A 20569-nucleotide genomic window follows, 5' to 3' on the forward strand; every position below is an offset into this window, starting at 1 on the left:
GATGTTTGCCTGAATCAGAACCGTCATGCAGCCAGAAAACGCTGCCCGAAAATAAGTTGTTGCCGGATGGATGAGATGTCAGTGCCTGACTCCATCAACTCCTGGTACCAAAGGCCATCAGTTACATCACCATACAGGAGCACACCTTTGATGCGATTATTCTGAAGTACCAGTTTGCGATAGATTCCAGCGTCTGAGGCATCCAGTGTCATCACTTGATCCGAGTCAGACGGAATGAGCTCACCACTGGAAAACAGGTTGATACCATCAACTTTCAAATTGGTGGGAATGGGGACCGGCGTAAACGTTTGATCATGGTCCCCCAGCAGCGATGCAGCAACAATTTCCGCATGCCGATACACCGGAGCAACCAGACCAAACAACAATGACTGCGCTTCCTGCCCGCCAGTCAGTTGCATCTGCGCGCATTCACCCACAGTAAAGATATCAGGATCAGACGTCTGTAGCCGCTCATTGACCAGAACCCCACGGTCGCATGTCAGGCCCGCCTCCTGCATCAGTTGTATGTTAGGCCGGACACCGGCAGTCACCACCACCAGCGATGCGGGCAGATATTCCCCATCAATCTGCACACCACAAACCCGACCATCAACGCCCTGATAGGATTGCAGCGTAGCACTGCTGCGAAAAGCAATGCCTCTGCCCTCAAGTTCCTTTCGCAATAGCCCACCGACATGTTGATCCAGCTGACGGGCCATGGGAATGGGCATATTATCGACGATGGTCACTGACATACCCCGTTTGGCCAGACCACTACCACACTCCAGCCCCAGCAAACCACCGCCAATCACCACGGCCTGCCCCTGACCTGCTTCCAGCATCAGGTTGACATCGGCCAGACTGCGAAAGGCCAGAACGCCCTGAAGGTCCGCCCCGGGCACCGGAATCTGATTGGGCAAAGAGCCAGTGGCAAGAACAAGACGGTCATAGTCAAACGTATCACCACCGTGGGTGACCACCCGCTTTAATGAGCGATCAATCCGGATCGCTTTGTAGTTCTCGCCCATCAGTAGCTCGATACCCTGCTGCTGATACCAGGCGGCACTTTTCAGCTGAATCCCATCCAGATCGACACTGCCCGCCAACAATTTGGACAGCTGAATCCGGTTATACCCCGGGCAGCCCTCTTCCGAGAGTACGGTCACATGAAAAGGGCACTGACCACCGTTAAATAGATGTTCAAGAAAGCGGACCGAGCCCATACCATTGCCAATAATCACCAGTTTTTGCCGACCATCCGGCTGTTGATAATGGCACATCAGGCAACCTGCTCAGCAACTGGTCTTACCAGCGGTGCAGGCTGCACCTGTATGGCACCTTCATGGACTCGCACCGGGAATACATTGAGGCTGACGGTGTCATCTTCCAGACATTGTCCGGTGGTTAAATCAAAGTGCTGTTTGTAAATAGGCGACGCCACAACAAGATGCCCCTGCAGATCCCCCACAATGCCCCGGGAGATCACATTGACACCACTGAATGGATCAAAGTTATCCAGGGCAAACACCTGATCCTTTACCCGGAATACCGCCACCTGATAAGCACCCACCAGGGCGCAGATGCCCAGGTTTGCAGAAAGTTGTTCATCCTGGCAGATTGTCGTCCACTGGCTCATTAGATAACCTCCTTCAGCTGTATTTTTTCCTGCTTTGTTGCTGGTCGTATCTGATGCCTTTCATCGACAAAAACAACATGGCTGTCCGGCTGGTCACTGTTAATAAAATGGCTGAAACGCTTGAGTTTTTCAGGACTCTCCAGTGTCGTTTTCCACTCACACTGATAGGTGCCCACCAGATGGGTCATTTCATCTTCCAGCGCCTGATTAATGCCAAGGCTGTCGTCTATAATCACTGACTTGAGATAATCCAGACCACCTTCCAGATTATCCAGCCAGACCGAGGTTCTCTGGAGCCGGTCAGCGGTGCGAATATAAAACATCATGAAACGGTCAATATATTTCACCAGGGTTTCATCATCGAGTTCGGTGGCAAACAAGTCAGCATGCCTGGGTTTCATACCGCCATTACCACCAACATAAAGATTCCAGCCTTTCTCGGTGGCAATAACGCCAACATCCTTACTCTGGGCTTCAGCGCATTCCCGGGTGCATCCCGAAACAGCCATTTTGATTTTATGGGGTGAACGCACCCCGCGATAACGGTGCTCAATGGCAATGGCCATACTGGTACTGTCCAGAACACCATAACGACACCAGGTACTGCCGACACAGGATTTAACTGTTCTCAGGGATTTTCCATAGGCATGTCCGGTTTCAAACCCGGCGTCCACCAACCGCTGCCAGATAGCGGGCAACTCATTCACCCGGGCACCAAACAGATCAATTCTCTGCCCGCCGGTGATTTTGGTGTAAAGGTTAAAGTCTCTGGCCACCTCGCCAATAACAATCAGCTTCTGAGGGGTAATTTCACCACCGGGAACCCGTGGAACAATGGAGTAAGTGCCGTCTTTCTGGATATTCCCCAGAAAATAATCGTTGGTGTCCTGCAGCGGGGCATGGTCACTCTTCAGAATGTAATCGTTCCAGCAGGAAGCCAGAATAGAACCAATGGTTGGTTTGCAGATATCACAGCCCATCCCGCGACCATGCTTTTCGATCACCTGAGAGAACGTTGTCAACTCACCCACCCTGACCAGGTGATACAACTCCTGTCGTGAATGGGGAAAGTGTTCACAGATGTCTTTTTTGACTTCGACTCCCAGTTGCGTCAGTTCATGGTCAAGCACCTGTTTTACCAGCTGGGCACAACCACCGCAGCCGGTTCCAGCATTGGTTGCCCCTTTGAGTGCAGCAATATCCTGGCAACCTGCGGCCACTGCATCGACCAGATCCCCCTTACTGACATTAAAGCAAGAACAGATCTGGGCAGTCTCCGGCAGTGCCGCAACACCCAGTCCGGCACTGGCACTGCCATCGCTTTGAGGTAAAATCAACTCAGCCGGATTGGCCGGTGGCACAATGCCATTCAACATCATTTGCAGTAACGTGCCATAGTCGTCTGCATCACCCACCAGCACCGCGCCCAATACCCGCTTTTTGGTTTTGGAAACCACCAGTTTTTTATAAACCTGTTTTTCCTCATCGATAAACTGATAGCTGAGGGAGCCTTTCGTATTGCCATGGGCATCACCAATACTGGCAACATCCACCCCCATCAATTTGAGCTTGGTACTCATATCTGCGCCGGTAAACTGGCTGCTGTCTTTACCGGTTATATGATCAACCGCCACCTGGGCCATTTGGTAACCGGGAGCGACCAGGCCAAATATCCGGTTATCCCACAATGCACACTCACCGATGGCGTAAATCGATTCATCCGAGGTCAGACAGTCGTTATTGATAACGATCCCCCCTCGTTCACCCCTCACCAGCCCGGCCTGTTTTGCCAGTTCATCCCGAGGGCGAATACCCGCCGAGAACAGCACAATATCGGTGTTTAAAACCTCACCATCAGCAAACTGCATTTGATGGACAGTCCCCTCACCATCGGTAATCAGCCGTGTATTCTTGCCGGTATGGATTTGCACACCCAACGCTTCAATTTTCTGTCGCAGCATGGCACCGCCGCCATCATCCACCTGGACCGCCATCAAGCGGGGCGCAAACTCAACAACATGGGTTTCAAGGCCAAGATCCTTTAACGCTTTGGCGGCTTCCAGCCCCAACAGCCCGCCACCAACCACGGTGCCAACCTTGCTGCTGCCAGCCGCTTTGGCAATGGCCTGCAAATCCTCAATGGTGCGATAGACAAAACAGTTGTCCCGCTCATGTCCCGGTACCGGCGGCACAAAAGGATAAGAACCGGTAGCCAGCACCAGTTTGTGGTAATGAATACGTCTCTCTTTATTGGTGGTTAATTCCCGGGTATCACGGTTAATGGCAATAACTGCTTCATCCAGAATCAAGTCAATGCCGTGTTTCTGATAAAAACCGTCAGGCACCATGGACAGATCTTCTGCACTGCGACCACTGAAAAATTCGGACAGATGAACACGGTCGTATGCAGGGCGGGGCTCTTCACCAAAAACAACCACCTGGTATTGCTCTAATCCACCAGCAGCCACCAGTTTTTCCATAAAGCTGTGACCGACCATGCCATTACCGACCACTACCAGGGTTTGTTTCCCGCTCATTTCGGCTAATTCCCCTTTTAATAAACCAAATTCTTCCTCCCCACATGCAGGGGATATGCCAAAACACGCAAAGCGCTGTCACAACAGGATTTGCCGGAGCGGCAGCTTGTTGCCGGTGGCAAAATGCCTTCAGGTTTCCGGCCATCGATAATCCATGCACCAAAATAAGACCAAAAATGTAAGTGAACGACATTCAGGGAATAATTCTGGTGCATCACACTGCTTTGAGGCATCACTGCAAAAGAACGCTTCAGTACTCACACCCGCTTGCCAGTTGACCTGGCGCATAGGAGGCTTTTAAAGTTTCAGAGAATTCAGGTCGATGAAACCTGATTATTGATTAATTTTGATTGAACTACTTATTGGCAAACCTGCGCAGCCTTCTAAAATAGCTTTCCCGCTTTTATTGGTTTCTCTGATATCACACCACTATGGACTATCATTTCCAGCGCAACTTTTCCGGTCGTCCGGAAGCTCAGTTCTCCATGGACCATGAAACCATGGGCATCTGGCTGACCGAAGAGCTGGGCAGTAACAGGCAACAACTGGAGCACCTGTTACTGGTGGTTGAAAGTCTGGAGAAAGGACAGCGCTGGGAATATTTTGATGATGGCACAGATTATCGCCTTCATCTGACCCGGGATCACGCCGAAGTTCGGGCCGCCCTGCTGGATACCGAAATGGACTGTGAAGAGATGGAAGACCTGGACTATTACGACCATGAATCCATCAGCCACTGTGGCCTGGATGACTTTAAAACTCTCCTGGTTTGCTGGCAGGACTTTCTGAATATCTAGGAGGCTGACCGAGAATAGACTGCCCTACTGCGGTGGCAGCAAATTGGTCTAAAAAGTCGGAATTTTTTAGCAAATAGAACCACTATTTACTAAAAATTTCCGACTTTTTATCCTCAATTTTCTGCCATCCTCGCTACGGGCGCTATTCTCGGTCAGCCTCCTAGGAGAGTAGAATGAACTCCATTCAGAGTTCATCACCAATCCTGAACTGCAATGCCTGAAAGATATGCACTAATTCCGGTGCACAGTCTTTCAACTCCACTCGCAGTGTACTGAACTCCCGACGTTCCGGGTAATCCTTACGCAGCAAATCAAACGTCAGCTTGCGTTGAGATTCTTCAGCCCTTATCAGCCCCTTGCGCATCGTGGCATCATCACGACGAATGTCGTAAACAGAACGGATCGCCCTGGAACAGGTGGTTGAAAAGGTCATTCCCTCACTGAACTTCATCTGTTTCAGTACCGGCAATGGCGTAATCGCAGGCAGACGCACCCTGGCAGGAAGCCCAAAGTGCCGGCACAGTGCCTTGTAAATCATTTCCGTACCGCGAATCTTTCCGTCCAGGCTGTATCCGGCAATATGGGGGGTCGCAATATCGACCCGAGTCATCAATTCCGGGTCAGCATCGGGTTCATACTCCCAGACATCCAGCACAACGGTCAGATCGTCACGCTCGCCCAGACACTGCTTTAAAGCGGCATTATCAATCACAGGCCCCCGCCCTGCATTAATTAACACCGTTCCCTGCTTCATTGCCTTGAGTTGCTGCTCACCGATCAGATAGTGGGTTGGATATGGGCCATCCATTATCAGCGGGGTATGCAGACAAATGACATCCGAACATGCAATCAGTTGATCAACACTGACATAGCGACCACTGTTGCCTTCTGCCAATGCCAGCCAGGGGTCGCAGGCACACACTTCTACCCCAAGCCGCTCCATCATCTGATACAGACGACCACCCACCTGCCCCTTGCCGATAATGCCGACTGTTCGATCACGCAGTTCAAAACCGTCTCGTTCTGCCAGAATATCCAAAGCCGCCAGAACGTATTCAACCACTGCCGTGGCATTGCAACCCGGCGCATGACTGAAAGCAATTCCCCGGCTGGCCAGATACTCCCGGTCGATATGATCAAAACCTGCGGTGGCAGTACCGACGAACTTCAGTGAACTGTTTTCCACCAGCTGCCGACTCACTTTAGTCACGGACCGAACCAGCAAAGCATCCGCATCCTGCACATCCTCCGGTGAAATGTTCCGGCCAGGCAGAGCAACCACCTCCCCCATCGCCCCAAAGCACTCCATCAGCAAGGGAATATTTTCATCAGCCACTATTTTCATACACGATGTTTCATAAAATTGTTGTCATTAACAGCCAGCGCTGACCCTTAAAAAAAGCTAAAAATAATAAACTGGCTATGTTATACCAACATGAAAGCCTCAAAAACAGCATCCCTGCCTGAGGGTCCAGTGATCAAGATAACGGTAGACCGGTTTCCAACCCTGTTATTTGTCTTTGCCCTGATGTTATCCGGATGCTCAGACCACTCCTCGCCTGAGTATTTTCTTGAGGAATACCCCCATCGACTCAGCCGGGTTACCGGTGTCGATATCCCTGAACCAGAGATCGCTATCCCCACGCTGCCCCCGTTAAGACAGCGCGCTTATCCGGCACCCGATCTCCGTATAAAAGCTCTGGAAGCACTGGATTTGCTCAAATGCCCTGCCCTCAGTCAGGCTGTGGCCTACAGAAACAGCAGCCTGGGCAAGCAGATGCTCCCCTCGCAACACTATTTCTATGAGAAAACCCTGTTATCATTGATTCCCCAATGCATCGGCTCTTTACAAAAAACCAATGACAACCGGGAAGTCATTGCCAAACTTCAAGAGATACTCAGCGAAAAACTGGCAACGTTTCCAGCCATTGAGTGGAACCTGGTATTTGCCAATACTGAATTCAGCAAACAGTTGCACAGTCAGGGCAGGTTGCTCGCCATTGACGATCAGGCGAGTTTCCGGGGAACCCGCGAAGCACTTAACTACCTCACCCGATTACTGCCCGATCAATTACTTGAGCCCCCCTATACCGCCACTGATCTGGAACGTCACTTGCAACAGGTTACCACCAGCCGGTACCTGGGAGAACTCATCTACTCCGCTGCCCTGTTAAGTCAGACCCTAAACCATGCTGCCAATATACTGCAGCTTCGTCTGGAAAAAGGGCCTGTTTGCCCCGCTGCTGACCCTGCGGAAGTAGAAAGGCTGCACAATGTCTTTCGACTGTTTTATCGGGAAAAGATTCAGCCCTATCTTGCCAGGGTTGATCAGGAAGGAACCATTATCCGGAATGACTTCAAGCGTCTGCTCTCCCTCTTGCCAGCTGCACCCCGGGATGACATTCAACACTATCTCAGCCTGATCACGCAAGCGTCAAACATTCACAGCCCCTGGTATCAGCTGGAACAGAGCATTAAGCACCATACGACCATCTGGGCTGAATTTCTGGATCAATGTGGCAAAGCACCAGCGTTACAAATTAATTAGCAAAGCTGTCTGAAATTGATCCCAACGGCATGGAAAGGAAACTTTTATTAAAACAAATGGTCAGATTATGTCGCAAATCCCGATCAATTAATTATCAGGAGTATTAGCCAGTGTCCTTGCCCTCCGATAGCCTCAGCAGAGGTGCTGCAAACTTTACTGTTTCCGGCAGTGATTCCGTGCAATCGAGTATTGATAACACTGCTTCTGCAAACAATTCGACTTTTTCTGGCAAGACCGTAGCTGATTCTGGTCAGAAAGGTGAATTTTTACCACAATTGCCGCCGCTCAACACGGAGCCCCCGGGTTTTGCACAAGACATTGCAAAAGATTCAACGTCTATCACTGATCGTTCGATTGCGGCAAGTCAGTCTGACGCTCCCCAGCCATTGGCCAATACGGGCATCCCTGATGATGTAAGAAAGTTAGCAACCATTAGAACCATTTCAGAAATACAGCCTATTAAAAATGCTGATAAAATTGAAGTTGCTACGGTCGATGGCTGGAAAGTGGTTGTTGAAAAATCCGAATTTAAACCAGGCCAATCGGTTATTTTTTGCGAAATTGATAGCGTCTTGCCGGTCAGGGATGAGTACGAGTTTCTCAGAAAATCCTCCCATACAGTCTTACCTGATGGCAGTGAAGGTTTTCGCCTGAAAACCATCAAACTCCGTGGTCAGCTGTCACAAGGCCTGGTGCTGCCGCTTTCATCATTAGGAAATGATGTAACTGTCAATTTGGGGGATGATGTAACCGCAAAACTCGATATAAAAAAATATGAGCGACCGGGAAGCTTATCGGACCGTGACTTTATCAAAGGTTACTTTCCCTTTTTTATTCCAAAGACCGATGAAGAAAGAATACAAAACCTGCATTCTATTTTTGATTCCTTCAAAGATAAAAAATTCTATGTCTCAGAGAAACTGAACGGAACAAGTTCAACATTTTATTTGAGAAATAACGATTTCGGTATTTGCTCAAAGAACTACGAACTGAAAACAGATAGAGTTCACCCACTGGGTAAGGTAGCCAGTAAGAATGACATTGAATCAAAGCTCAGGAGCCTGGGAAAAAATATAGCGATCCAGGCTGAAGTCGTCGGTCACAAAATAGAAGCTAATCCATACGAACTCGAGGAACTCCAGCTTTTTGTGTTTAATATTTATGATATTGACAAACAGTCATATATAAAAAAGGCAGAAATGGAAAAAATATGCCAGGAAATAGGTTTACCCACCTGCCCTGTTGTGTCCAATAACAAGGAGCTGGCTGCAACTATTGATAAGGTATTGGTGGATGCTAACGGAAAATCAAAGTTAAACAATCAGAAAAAACGAGAAGGTCTGGTCTATGTATTCGACGGCAACGATCCGGAGGAAAGAATCTCTTTTAAAGTGGTTTCCAACAATTATCTGTTAAAAGACAATCCCGTCAAAGCAGCACATTAATACATCGTTTCACTGATTTCCCGTTTCTGCTCTACAGCAGTCCCGGGACATCAGCAGCAAAAACGCTGAACAATCCCGGAATTACAAAAATAAAAAACAATTATTCTCATTTTTATCTACATGTGTAATCAGAATCTTTTCAACCCGGAATCCCTGCAATGCCCCCTATACTCACTTCCTGCATAACCCTGACGCCAACGTCTGATTCGGCTGGCACTGATAGCAACATCGACCCGGAGCAGGCTTCTGGCTGGTCACGCTACTGGAATATCAGTAAGTCGATAGCTAAATCCATCCATCCGGGCTTTGACCCCCATCAAGGGTCTGATCAGCCGGATACCCCATGGATACAACTGAATATTCAACCCAGAGAGCTGGCCCTGCGCCTGGTCCAGAAAACCATACCGGCCAATAGCTATCTGAATACCATTAATCAACTCGTCATGGCCTGTATGGCGCTGGCCAGCCTGCCCGGTTGTGACGGGGCTTCTTCAGAGGGGAGCAATCCTGCCAGCACTCATGGTTCGGCCACAGTCAACACCACTGGCAGTAACAAACCAACAAAGCGGGCCAGCAGTCCTGACACAAGTTCAGCACCCACCACGGCAGCCTCAACCGCCCCCACGGGCAGCAGGGGCAAACCGATTCCTGTTGATGGAGCCGCAGTCCTGGCCAAAGTCGGAAAGGATCCCTGTTGTCCAGCCAATGGTACCTACGCACAGACCACTGATATTGATGCTGGCAACCACTCGCCTATCCCGCACTTCACCGGTGAGTACAACGGTAACGGCAATACCATCAGCAACCTGAAGGGCTGCCTGTTTAACAGCCTGGAGGGCAATGGAACAGTCCGCAATCTCACAATTACTAATGGCCATATTGACCGTGCAGGACTGCCCGGGACTAACGACACAGGCAGTGCAGCACTGGTTGCCTGTACCATGTCAGGGGGCTCAAGGCAGGAAAACATCGTCGTAGAAAATTCAAAGATCAGGGTTACAGCTGTAAAACCCTGGGTACAACAACACAGACAGCTGGGGATGCTGGCAGGCAAGATGAACGACAGCGCCGTACTCAGGGACAACCAGATCAACAACGTCAACATTGCTATTCAGGGCAGTGGGATTGACGTCGGCATGCTGGCCGGGCAAGCACTGGATAGAGCCACCATCGACAGCAACCAGGTTGAAAACTGCAAGGTATTCCTCTCAGGAATTGGCAGCGGCAGACGTACCTTGAACAGGTCCCGGGCCGAGACCAATATCAACATCGGCCTGATCGCAGGGAAAATAGTTGGTAACGAACATAACAATGTGGTCGTTAAAAACTCAACGTTGATTCATAACCGCATTGAAAGCTCTCCGGGCATTTTCGCGGCCAATATCGGTGGTGTTGCCGGCAGGGCCGATTTTGCCCGTATTGAAGATACGCAGGCCCACAATCAAAACAAAATTCATTATCATTCCATAATAATTGATGGACGCATCGCAATGGTGGTTGCTGATGCCCGTCATTGCACAATTCTGGATACTACCACCCGCGACAACCACCTGCAGGCAACCGTTAACTCTTTCTTACCGGCACATGTTGGTATCGTTACCGCAGATTGTCACAATAGCACCATCAAACATACCCTGGACATCGACTCTGATCTGGAGTTGTCCCAGAGCAGCTTTCGAGAAGATTCGGCGGGAGGCCATGCGGCCGTTGCTGCGGCTGTTGCCGAAGGCTGTAGCATTCATAACACAACTGCCAGAGAGACGATAATCGATGCTGAAACGGACAAAAGTTCCGTTGCAATTGCTGCGGCGTTTAACGATGCTGACACCACAGTACACCAAACAACCGCCGTTGACTGTGGACTATTTGCCTGGGAAAAAGACACGAACCGTTATACAGGAAGTGCAGCGGTCGGTGTTGCTGCCGGTCGCCAGGATAACTTTGGCAGTATCAGCGATACCCGGGTCTGCGGCAGTGTCATCAAAGGGTATCGCGCCGGCTTAGCAGCTGGTGATCCTCATCGCAACTTTTCCGGCACAGTTGCCTGCAATACTGAGTTAACCAGTTTTGCTGATGGTATCAGCACTACGGTAAATCTTGCCTGCGATAATGCCAGTTGCCCCGCAACCGAAAGAGCCGACAGCTCAAGTGTGGCCACCAGTGACCGGATACCAGCCACCATTAAACACTTGTCGTCAACAGAAATACCCTCCCGGCAAAATGGGTCGTCACTATCTGCTGCGGCCGGTAACGGGATCGTCAACAGCACGGCTTCAGCCCTTCATAATAACAGCGAGGAAGTTGACGTTGAATTTCCAACAGCCCTGACCAGCGGCATTGTGGCAGGGGGGATGATTGCCGGTGGTGTGACCCTTTATGCCCTGTACCAGTGGTACCAGGGCTACTGGCAAGGGTTAAAAGGTAAAGCGTTGGCCATCTACCCGCTTACCCGGATCAAAGAAACCATAAGCCAGCGTTTTTCCACCGCAAACCCTGATACAGGCCTGGAGTTGTCTGAATTAGTAGGCGCAAGTGATACCAGCCTGAGTAGTTAACCAAATGAAATCAGGCGTCAGGTCTCTCTCCGTAAAAGATCTGGCACCTGAGTTTTTATGACTCACGGTCTAAATCACCAGTTCAAAATAACCTGAGTATCATCACAGTTTTATCGAAAAAAAACTAACAACCTCCATCGCCACCGCCACCGCCATCACAGCTGCCACCGCCGCCGCCACCGCCATCACAATCACCATCATCAAGGACAAAGGCACCGAAACTGTAGGAATGACCATGGTTATTATCTGATGGTCTTTTTTTCAAAAAATCAGCACGTCTCGGCAATGCTCCACGACGCTCTAGCTCATCGAGGAGAAAGCCGTTTTGATAGTAGTTACTGTAGTAATGAGCATAAGTATATGCTGACCACCAATTAGGATTTTTTGATTGAAAATAGACGGTATCATTAATATTTTGCAAAGCACCCGGGGTCTTAAGAAGGGATAACACAGTTTGGGTTTTGCCTTTTTTTAATGCCAGCATCAGGAGCGTTTCGCCACGAGCTGTCTTACAGTTGAGATTTAACAATGGCTGCCCTTTACTATTTGTCAAATTAGCCAGATACTTCGTTGTTATTGGCCGATCATAATAGCCCGTCACTACATCCATGATAATCTTGGATCTTATCGGTTCTTGTTGTAATTCGGTGACCAGACATTCGTTTTTTTCCAGTAAAGCATCGCATAATAGCCAATTCTTTTCCGAGATTGCATATTTAAAGGCATAAAGGGCAAGTAGCATTTCCTCCTTGCCTTGTGCAACCTTAATCCTGGCATTAGGCTGACGCTTAAGCACTTGTAAAGTAAGTTCATATTGCTGCTTATCGGTAATCTTTTTCTTATCCCTGGCACAAAAAATTATTTCCAATAAATGATAATCAGATTTGTTGTGTGTATCCACGCAGGTTTCTTTATCGAGCAATAAACTAACCATTTCCCAGTGTTTTGCCCGGGCTGCGGCCATTATTGGTGTGTTACCACTTTTAAGGCTTTGATAATTGATATCAACACCCGCCTTTCTCAAAAGACTTTCAAGGCACACCAGATTATTCGCAACGGCTTTTCTATACAACCTTCGAGCAGATTTCGTTTTGACAAACGTATCCAGCAGCCGTTCGGCTTGTAGCAGTGAACCGCAAACTGAGCCATCAGGAAAACAATCATGGGTTGAATTTTTGAAGAAATCACTCACTGCTTTTTTTACCAATCCATTCTGCTTGAAGTTCTGCCAGAAACCGAGACTTGTGTTGAGTTGAATTTCTGAGCAGGGATCTCCTGCGAGCAATATCCTTTTCAGCAGCACTTTATTACTGATCGTTTCTTTTCCTGGACTTGTCTGCTGCATCACATTTGTGAGCAGGGAGGTCATATTTCTTTTTTCAGCCGTGGTTCGATCAGCAAGTTTAACCCCCCCTGAATAATCACAAGAGGGACACTTTCCCATAACTGGCAGTTTTTTACCCCAGCTGCCAACGCTGGTTTTTCCACGTCCCGGGAAATAACCCGTGTGATCGGGTTGATTCAGTTTCAATCCATTTTTCAAACCAGAGGCTGAAGGATACGCAATTTCTACGGTTACATTTACTTTTATGGTTGGAAGCATCAGTTTATCCTTACTTGTTAATTATTTTAGTTATTCATTTATCTTATATTATGAGTCGAAAAGTTATCCAAAAGTTCCCTGATTCAAAATATGAAGCTATATAGATAGTTATTGCATCAGATACCCACTTAAGTATCTAACCATATGAAAAATAGCCAAGGGAAAACAACCTGTGCCGACAAGGATAAATGGCAACGCTGTGGAGAAAGACTGAAGGAGCAATTTGCCTTCGATGAGCCTTACATCAGGGAACTTTGTGCTCTCAAATATGTACCAGAACCCGGTGAGAGAGCTCCAGAGGCGGACAGCGGTCAATTTATCTATCTCGAAGCGCGATTAAGCGACTTAATTTGACACCATTGATAATCTCTGATGAATCAACTTGCATGGAACTTTCTTATCAGAACGATGTCCAAAAAGAATAACTATTGCATCTCTATCGGTGCATTGCATGAAATTTATTGAAATTTCAGTCTTTGACAATGGAAAATAACTTAGGGAAAACAAACTATGAAAAGTATTTCTGAAATTGCAGCTTCCGCCGGTAATATATTGATTGAGGCGATTAAAGCTCCGTTTAAACTGATCGGCTATTGCTTCGGCAGGGTCGTAAAGGCGATTTCGTCTGCCTTTAATTACCTGTCCTGTAGATCAGACAACTCCGAACAGAGTCAAGCTCCCAACAAAACCCTGGATTCACGCACGGTTTCAACTGATACGGTTTCAACTGAAAAGCTAGAAGATGATGTGCTTGAGAATTTGCACACCTCATTTACAAACTGCCTGGAGCTTTACTTGAATCTTTTAGAAGAGTTAAAACAAAAGGCCTACTATATATTTATTGCCAAAAATATTATTTCCAGCAATCTTAAGGTTAATCCTACAAAAATCAAAAGGAAAAACATTGACAAGGATATTACCATTTTAAAGGAAGTTAACAAAACTCTGGATTTAGGTTTTAGTGATAAATTCTTTGATATTCCGCCAGATTCTCAACCAAACAATGCTGGGTTTATCAAAATTATAAAAGAATTTAAGCAACCGCTTGAATCATTGATCCATACTACTCGTCCTGAAAAATATAAGCTTCATGACTCAATTAAACCCATTAAGCTTATACGACATACAATTAACCAGCTGATTGCCACCAAATCTGCTGACAAGGACAAATGGCAACTCTGCGGTCATCAACTGGAAAGTCGTTTTGAATTTGATGCCCCTTACTTCAGGGAAATTTGCAATCTCAAATATGTACCAGAACCCGTTGAAAAAGCGCCAAAGGCGGACATTGTTCACTTTAACGAACTTGACGCACAATTAAGAACCTTATTTAACACCGTTGATAATCTGTAACTATAAGTAGCTAACCATATGAAATCATATGGTTAGCTACTTAAAGATGGCCGCCAGTAATCTGGCGGCAAAATTCAAACCAGGAGCAATAGAAAAGTCACCCACCTCAAGGATTGTTTTTTCAGCTTTCGCAAAACTTCGCTCTCTATAACAATCAACGTTCATTAAACTTCCCTGGCAGTAGGATGTCCCAAGTGAAGACATCTCATCAAATGCCCCTTTGATCATCTAATCCAGCTAAATACACGCCTTAAGACGTGTAATAAATGACAGGATAATCATTTTTAATACATAAACAGGTATCTGAATATAATCAAATGAACGATTGTGAACGGGAACCATAAACCTACAAATATGTCAAAGCCGGGTTGCTGACCGAGAATAGACTACCCTACTCGACAGTAAATCGATCGGCCTCCCGGGAGGATTATCATACAAATGATAAACACATGAATTCAGCACGTTTAAATGCTTCAGGTGCAAAAATTGAGGCCATAGCCTCATATTTATTGACCAGGGCCAGTTCTGAGCAACCAGTATCGGGCACAACGTCCTCTCACAGAGAGGTAAGAGTTCAAGGCCAGCCTCTTGACTTGGGCATAAAACCAAAGCAGGGGGAGGAAAGGTCTGTGGCTCAAGACCTCAGGGAGAGAATGTGCAAATTAACCACCCCTGAAAACCAGGTTGCTGGCGGACTGGGTCAACAGTCTTCAGGGCCAGGTCAGGCAAGTCAACGTGTCGGATTTTATCACCCGACTGGGTTTTACGGTCAAAATTCACAAACTAATGAACAGCAGTACCTGCAGCCCAATACAGCAGCCCTACCATCAGAAAAGCGCAAGACTTATCAATGTTTATTGAATGGTTGCGATAAAACATTTACCCGCAATGAGCATCTGAAAAGACACCAACTCACTCATCTGGGTCACAGACCATTGAAATGTGAGTTTGAGGGTTGTGATAGCAGATTTTATTATCAGTCTGTTCTGAAAAGACATCGACGCATTCATACGGGAGAGAGACCGTTTGAATGTAAGAATTGCGATAAACGCTTTATCCAGAAGAGTAATCTGGAAATGCACAAACTCACTCATACAGGGGAGAAGCCGCATGAATGTGAGATTTGCAAAAAAGGATTTATCAGAAAGGGATGTTTGACAAGACACAAACTCACTCATACAGGGGAGAAGCCGCATAAATGTGAGATATGCAATAAAGGATTTATCAGAAAGGGATGTTTGACAAGACACAAACGCACTCATACAGGGGAGAGGCCGTATGAATGTGAGATTTGCAATAAAGGATTTATCAGAAAGGCAAATCTGGAAAGACACAAACGCGTTCATACGAGTTAGAAGCTATTCAAAATGAAGATGCTTCTATATCAAGGCCAGCTTATTGAGTGCGAATGGCCTGCCACGCCTCTAACGCTTTAGCCCGGGACTTTTTCAAATCAACCACAGGCGATGGGTAATTTTCCCCCAGGATAACACCTGACTGATAAAGGACATTGTCGTCGGCTTCCCAGGGCGCAAACAGATACTTATTCGGTACCCCGGAAAGCTCAGGTACATATCGACGTATATACTCGCCATCAGGATCAAACTTCTGCCCCTGGGTAACCGGATTAAAAACCCGGAAATAGGGTGCCGCATCCGCACCTGAACCCGCCACCCATTGCCAGCTTGCCGAGTTGCTGGACAGATCAGCGTCCACCAGGCAGTCCCAGAACCAGGCTTCCCCATGCCGCCAAGGCTGTAGCAGATTTTTGACCAGAAATGAGCCGACGATCATTCTCACCCGGTTGTGCATAAACCCGGTTTGCCGAAGTTCGCGCATCCCGGCATCGACAATGGGGATACCGGTCAGTCCCTTCTGCCACCGCCTGAGTTTTTCGGGATCATCCTGCCAGGGAAAGCCGTCAAACTTTGGCTGGAAATTTTGCTCCGGCAGTGTTGGGAAGTGGTACAGCAAATAGTAAGAAAACTCACGCCAGCCCAGTTCTGAGTGAAAACAGTCAAGGTCCGTCTCCACATTACTGTCGGTTGCAGCAGCCGCCGACGCGTACCAGACCTGATTGGGGGATACCTCACCAAAATGAAGATGGGCAGACAGTTGTGAAATGCTGCGCCTGGCAGGGAAATCACGCCCTACTTTATACCCATTCAGCCCCTCGCCCAGAAAATCCTGGAGTTTGTTTTTTGCCGCTGTCTCACCAACCCCTCTGCCCTGCTCACACCAGTAGGCATACAGATTATGGTCCCAGCGCACCTGTTTTGCCTCACCGGCAGACTCAGGATTATGGGCGGGGACAAAACCTCCGGCTGGCAATAGCTCAAGGTCATTGATGTCGCTTTTCGAGGTGGTATCAACACACCGGATTTTTTTCGGTACCGGCAATGGCTCCCTGGGCGGTTCAGCTACCAGGCACCCTTTGCGATAGTAAGGCGTAAATACCCGGTAGGGCGTTCGATCCTTTTTCAGCACGGTCCATGGTTCCCAGAGCAGGGAACCATTGAAGCTTTTGACTTCCAGCCCGTCATTTCGCAGGGCTTTCTTTATTTGCTGATCCCGCTGGATCCGCCAGGGCTCATAGCAGCGATTCCAATAAACGGCATCCACCTTATATTCCGCCGCCACCTCCGGAAGCACTTTTGCCGCGTCGCCCTGAAGCACCAGCAGTCGGCCTTTCAGAGCGTCGTTTAATGCTGCCAGTGAGTGGTGCAGCCACCAGCGGCTGGCCCTGCCGGGAGCCCATTGACCGGCAGAGTGATCATCCAGAATAAATACCGGAAGCACCTGGCCATTGCCAGCCGCCTCGAACAGAGAGGGGTTATCAGACAACCTGAGATCCTGACGAAACCAGTGAATAATAACCATCTTGTCTCCTTAGGTTTTGCACCATCAAAAAGGCAGCTTTTCGCCATCCCAGGCAAACATGTGACCACTGCCCCCTGGTGTCAACTGATCAATCACATGCAAAAGCCGTTCTGCCGAGTAGTCCGCTGAAAAGAGTTTACCCTCAGGCACGCCGGACTGAAACGGCATGGACAAATGACTATCCACTGTGCCCGGATGCAATGCAGCAATAATCGATGCTTTGTTTTTTCTGGCAATTTCGATGGCCAGGCTCTTGATAATCATATTCAGCGCTGCCTTTGATGCCCGGTAGGCATACCAGCCGCCTAATTGATTATCAGAAATGCTGCCCACTCTGCCGGATAACACGGCAAACACATTCTTACGGTTTCTGGCCAGCTTGGGAAGAAAATATTTGGCAACCATGGCGGGTCCGGTGGTATTGACGGCGAAGATTCTGGCAAAGTGATCGGGCTGGAAATCCTTGATGGATTTTTCCGGCTTCAGGCCTTCCCCCTCATGGAGGATACCGGTGGTGACTAACACCAGGTCCAACGGCTCCGAAATTTGCTCCGCACCCTTGGCAATGCTGTTTTCATCCAGAAGATCCATGGGGTGAAAAACGGTTTTATTCACCTGGCCAAACTCAGGTTCACTGCGTGAAAAGGCATAAATTCTGGTGACTGTTGGTACCTGCTCCAGCCAATGGACCATGGCTTTGCCGATGGCACCGGAGGCTCCGATGACAGCAACATGCAAGCCCTCGGCAAATGAGTCCAGTTTCAATTCTGTCATGGAGCACTCCATATATCTGGCTAGAAAACCTTATTTAGAAGACAGCCTCAGGCAGACAGGCTGAATGGCGTTGCGTTTAACCGATTATTTCTATAAAAACTTCTCTACGGAACCTGTAACTCAACAGATCGTCCAACGGACTATGATTATCCCCCTGAATAAGTAGTTAACCAAATGAAATCATATTTTCTAACTAAGTGGACAGGCACTGTTTTTGCTGCTTTTCCGGGGCCGCCACACTGATTTACGGCACTCTTCAATACTGGGGGAACAGACCATGAAAATTGTTATTGCACCCGATTCCTTTAAGGAGTGTCTTACCGCAGCCAAAGTAGCACAGGCCATTGCAACCGGTTTGCAGCAGGTCCTGCCGGATGCCGAGTGCATCAAGGTTCCGGTTGCCGACGGTGGCGAAGGTACGCTGCAGTCACTGGTGGACGCTACCGGTGGCACACTGGTGGATGTTGCGGTAACCGGCCCAATGGGAGAGACCGTTCAGGCCTGCTTCGGCCTGCTGGGTGATGCTGAAACCGCTGTCATTGAAATGGCCGGGGCTTCAGGTATTGAGCTGGTACCCAGGGATCAACGCAACCCGATGCTCAGTACCACCCGGGGGACCGGAGAGTTGATTCTCAGCGCCCTGGACCAGGGCATTAAACGCATCATCGTCGGTATTGGCGGCAGTGCCACTAACGACGGTGGCTCAGGTATGATGCAGGCACTGGGGGTAAAACTGCTGGATGCTGATGGCCGGGAGCTGCCCCGGGGTGGTGCAGCGCTGTCACGTCTGTGTCGCATTGATACCGGTGCGATGGATAGACGACTCCAGACCATCGAGTTTATTGCGGCCTGCGATGTGGACAATCCACTTACCGGAGCCAATGGTGCCTCAGCAGTGTTTGGTCCCCAGAAAGGGGCGACTCCTGAGATGGTCGAACAACTGGACCAGGCATTGACACACTATGCCAGCGTTCTGCAACGGGACCTTGGCAAAGATGTTGGGCAACAGCCGGGAGCAGGCGCTGCCGGAGGCATGGGTGCTGCCCTGCTGGCGTTTCTGGATGCTGAACTGAAACCGGGTATTGACATCGTCATGGATGCCGTCGGCCTGGCAGAAAAACTGATCGGCGCTGATCTGGTGATTACCGGAGAGGGCCGGATTGATGGACAAACCGCGCAGGGAAAAACACCCGTGGGGGTTGCCCGGATTGCCAAACAGTTCAATCTTCCGGTGATTGCTCTGGCTGGCTCTGTGGGTTCCGATGTTGACGCGGTCTACGACTGTGGCATTGATGCGTTGTTCCCGATTGTTCACGGTGCAGTCCCACTGTCCGAGGCCCTGGCCAAAGGTGAGGAGAACCTGATCCGGGCAGCCAGAAACCTGGCCAGTGCCTTAATACTCCTGCGGTAATATTTTTGTTTTAACCACAAAGACACAAAGTAAAAGCATTTTTTTTGTTTGATCTTTGCTCTTACCAGTCTTCTTTGTGCCTTTGTGGTGCAAAGCGTCTGTTAATCAGCGTCAGGATTCATACCTTCCTGTTTGTGCTCCCCCACTGCAACCAATAGTGCAGGATGATACGACCATGCCGATATGGGCTATGAACTCCTTCATTTTTACCAGACTCAGCTTTACCCGGGATTGTTCATGGCCAAAGAACCTGAAGATAAAACTCAGCCCGATGATAACAGTGGCAATGTCATCGATATGTTCACCCGCAAGCCTCTGGACGAGGTTAACCTTCATCAGATTGTGCGCATTGCTCCTGAACTGGACGGTATGGAAATGCTCTACAGCAATGATGCCAATCCGGGCAAGCTGTTCAGCATGAAAATTCTCTGCTGGGCAATGATGAAAGACGGCACGGTTGATGCCCTCATTCCCTGGCTGAATAAGGTGGTACCTGCCCGTGAGCTCAATGACCCATTAAATGGCCACTGGGAAGGTTACTTTGACAAGATACACGACCATGCATTTTTTGACGTACCGGATCACAAGGTTGCGGAACTGGAAAACGCGGCCAATTACTACCCACCCATAGAGTCTGATGAAGCTGTCATTATTCAGGAAATCCCCGACACCATCGGCACCCATGCCATTCTGACCGAAGACCAGTTTAAAACGATTGTACTGGTTCATGTAACCAGCTGGCGTTTATACAACGATGGCCGGGTCATGGCCATGGTAGCCGATGATAAAAAGGTCGAAAACACACCGGTACTACCGGGCGATGAATGCCTGTTTGCGGCCCAGGATCACGAACACTTCCATTACTTTTTCCATTATGTCATTGCGAATAAAATCAAACGTGGAGATCCGGAAGCTTTAGCAGCATTTACCCACCTGGTAGAAGGTTAATCCTTCTGCTATTGCCTGAATTAACCTGCACACTGCGAAACCACTTTCCAACCATTTCTGATTCCTTGTCAACCACAAAGTC

The 20569-nt window shown here is 48.6% G+C and carries 17 protein-coding genes; 9 read left to right on the forward strand and 8 right to left on the reverse strand.

The annotated features are described in order from the left end of the window. Positions 1–23: 23 nt before the first annotated feature. Genes ACO6UX_RS06650 through nirB form a run of 3 tightly spaced genes read right to left on the reverse strand, consistent with a single transcriptional unit; the run spans position 24 to position 4173 of the window. Entirely contained in the window at positions 24–1280 is a 1257-nt protein-coding gene (locus ACO6UX_RS06650) for an NAD(P)/FAD-dependent oxidoreductase (RefSeq protein ID WP_422445996.1), read from the reverse strand. Next, on the reverse strand, positions 1280–1636 hold the full coding sequence (gene nirD / locus ACO6UX_RS06655; protein WP_422445998.1) for a nitrite reductase small subunit NirD: 357 nt from the start codon (positions 1634–1636) through the stop codon (positions 1280–1282). The genes ACO6UX_RS06650 and nirD overlap by 1 nt, the downstream gene beginning before the upstream one ends. Further along, positions 1636–4173, reverse strand: a complete 2538-nt coding sequence (nirB, locus tag ACO6UX_RS06660; protein ID WP_422446000.1) for a nitrite reductase large subunit NirB — start codon at positions 4171–4173, stop codon at positions 1636–1638. The genes nirD and nirB overlap by 1 nt, the downstream gene beginning before the upstream one ends. Positions 4174–4604: 431 nt before the next feature. On the opposite strand from nirB, the gene ACO6UX_RS06665 reads away from it, so the two are divergent. After that, positions 4605–4970: a YacL family protein gene (locus ACO6UX_RS06665; RefSeq protein ID WP_422446002.1), complete on the forward strand. Its 366-nt coding sequence runs from the start codon at positions 4605–4607 to the stop codon at positions 4968–4970. 184 nt (positions 4971–5154) lie between these two features. Here ACO6UX_RS06665 and pdxB read toward each other — a convergent pair whose 3' ends face one another. Further along, entirely contained in the window at positions 5155–6315 is a 1161-nt protein-coding gene (gene pdxB, locus ACO6UX_RS06670; RefSeq protein WP_422446004.1) for a 4-phosphoerythronate dehydrogenase PdxB, read from the reverse strand. Positions 6316–6444: 129 nt separating this feature from the next. Between pdxB and ACO6UX_RS06675 the strand changes: the two genes are divergently transcribed. From ACO6UX_RS06675 to ACO6UX_RS06685, 3 genes are all read left to right on the forward strand, one after another. Next, positions 6445–7518 (forward strand): DUF3080 family protein, encoded by a 1074-nt coding sequence (locus tag ACO6UX_RS06675; protein ID WP_422446006.1) that lies wholly within the window; start codon positions 6445–6447, stop codon positions 7516–7518. A gap of 110 nt (positions 7519–7628) precedes the next feature. Then, positions 7629–8963 (forward strand): RNA ligase (ATP), encoded by a 1335-nt coding sequence (locus ACO6UX_RS06680; protein ID WP_422446008.1) that lies wholly within the window; start codon positions 7629–7631, stop codon positions 8961–8963. Positions 8964–9121: 158 nt separating this feature from the next. Beyond that, a complete protein-coding gene (locus ACO6UX_RS06685) occupies positions 9122–11518 on the forward strand; it encodes a hypothetical protein (RefSeq protein ID WP_422446010.1) in 2397 nt (798 codons plus the stop codon). 124 nt (positions 11519–11642) lie between these two features. Here the strand turns inward: ACO6UX_RS06685 and ACO6UX_RS06690 are convergent, their stop codons facing one another. Then, positions 11643–13121 carry an ankyrin repeat domain-containing protein gene (locus ACO6UX_RS06690; protein ID WP_422446012.1) on the reverse strand — a complete coding sequence of 493 codons (1479 nt, stop codon included), beginning with the start codon at positions 13119–13121 and terminating at the stop codon, positions 11643–11645. 144 nt (positions 13122–13265) lie between these two features. Between ACO6UX_RS06690 and ACO6UX_RS06695 the strand changes: the two genes are divergently transcribed. Together ACO6UX_RS06695 and ACO6UX_RS06700 are read left to right on the forward strand one after the other, a co-directional pair. Beyond that, complete coding sequence (locus tag ACO6UX_RS06695) at positions 13266–13475, forward strand: hypothetical protein (protein ID WP_422446014.1); 210 nt, start codon at positions 13266–13268, stop codon at positions 13473–13475. Positions 13476–13631: 156 nt separating this feature from the next. Next, positions 13632–14474 carry a hypothetical protein gene (locus ACO6UX_RS06700; protein WP_422446015.1) on the forward strand — a complete coding sequence of 281 codons (843 nt, stop codon included), beginning with the start codon at positions 13632–13634 and terminating at the stop codon, positions 14472–14474. A 36-nt stretch (positions 14475–14510) separates the two neighbouring features. Here ACO6UX_RS06700 and ACO6UX_RS06705 read toward each other — a convergent pair whose 3' ends face one another. Next, positions 14511–14702, reverse strand: a complete 192-nt coding sequence (locus ACO6UX_RS06705) for a hypothetical protein (protein ID WP_422446017.1) — start codon at positions 14700–14702, stop codon at positions 14511–14513. Positions 14703–14923: 221 nt separating this feature from the next. On the opposite strand from ACO6UX_RS06705, the gene ACO6UX_RS06710 reads away from it, so the two are divergent. Next, positions 14924–15829: a C2H2-type zinc finger protein gene (locus ACO6UX_RS06710; protein WP_422446019.1), complete on the forward strand. Its 906-nt coding sequence runs from the start codon at positions 14924–14926 to the stop codon at positions 15827–15829. A gap of 40 nt (positions 15830–15869) precedes the next feature. Here ACO6UX_RS06710 and ACO6UX_RS06715 read toward each other — a convergent pair whose 3' ends face one another. Further along, positions 15870–17354: a cryptochrome/photolyase family protein gene (locus ACO6UX_RS06715; RefSeq protein WP_422446021.1), complete on the reverse strand. Its 1485-nt coding sequence runs from the start codon at positions 17352–17354 to the stop codon at positions 15870–15872. Between the two features lie 24 nt (positions 17355–17378). Continuing rightward, positions 17379–18128: an SDR family NAD(P)-dependent oxidoreductase gene (locus tag ACO6UX_RS06720; protein ID WP_422446023.1), complete on the reverse strand. Its 750-nt coding sequence runs from the start codon at positions 18126–18128 to the stop codon at positions 17379–17381. A 277-nt stretch (positions 18129–18405) separates the two neighbouring features. Between ACO6UX_RS06720 and ACO6UX_RS06725 the strand changes: the two genes are divergently transcribed. Together ACO6UX_RS06725 and ACO6UX_RS06730 are read left to right on the forward strand one after the other, a co-directional pair. Then, a complete protein-coding gene (locus tag ACO6UX_RS06725; protein WP_422446025.1) occupies positions 18406–19539 on the forward strand; it encodes a glycerate kinase in 1134 nt (377 codons plus the stop codon). A 237-nt stretch (positions 19540–19776) separates the two neighbouring features. After that, complete coding sequence (locus ACO6UX_RS06730) at positions 19777–20487, forward strand: hypothetical protein (RefSeq protein WP_422446027.1); 711 nt, start codon at positions 19777–19779, stop codon at positions 20485–20487. Positions 20488–20569 lie beyond the last annotated feature (82 nt).

Origin of the sequence: Endozoicomonas sp. ALB091 (genome assembly GCF_049310265.1) — a bacterium.
Classification (GTDB): domain Bacteria; phylum Pseudomonadota; class Gammaproteobacteria; order Pseudomonadales; family Endozoicomonadaceae; genus Endozoicomonas.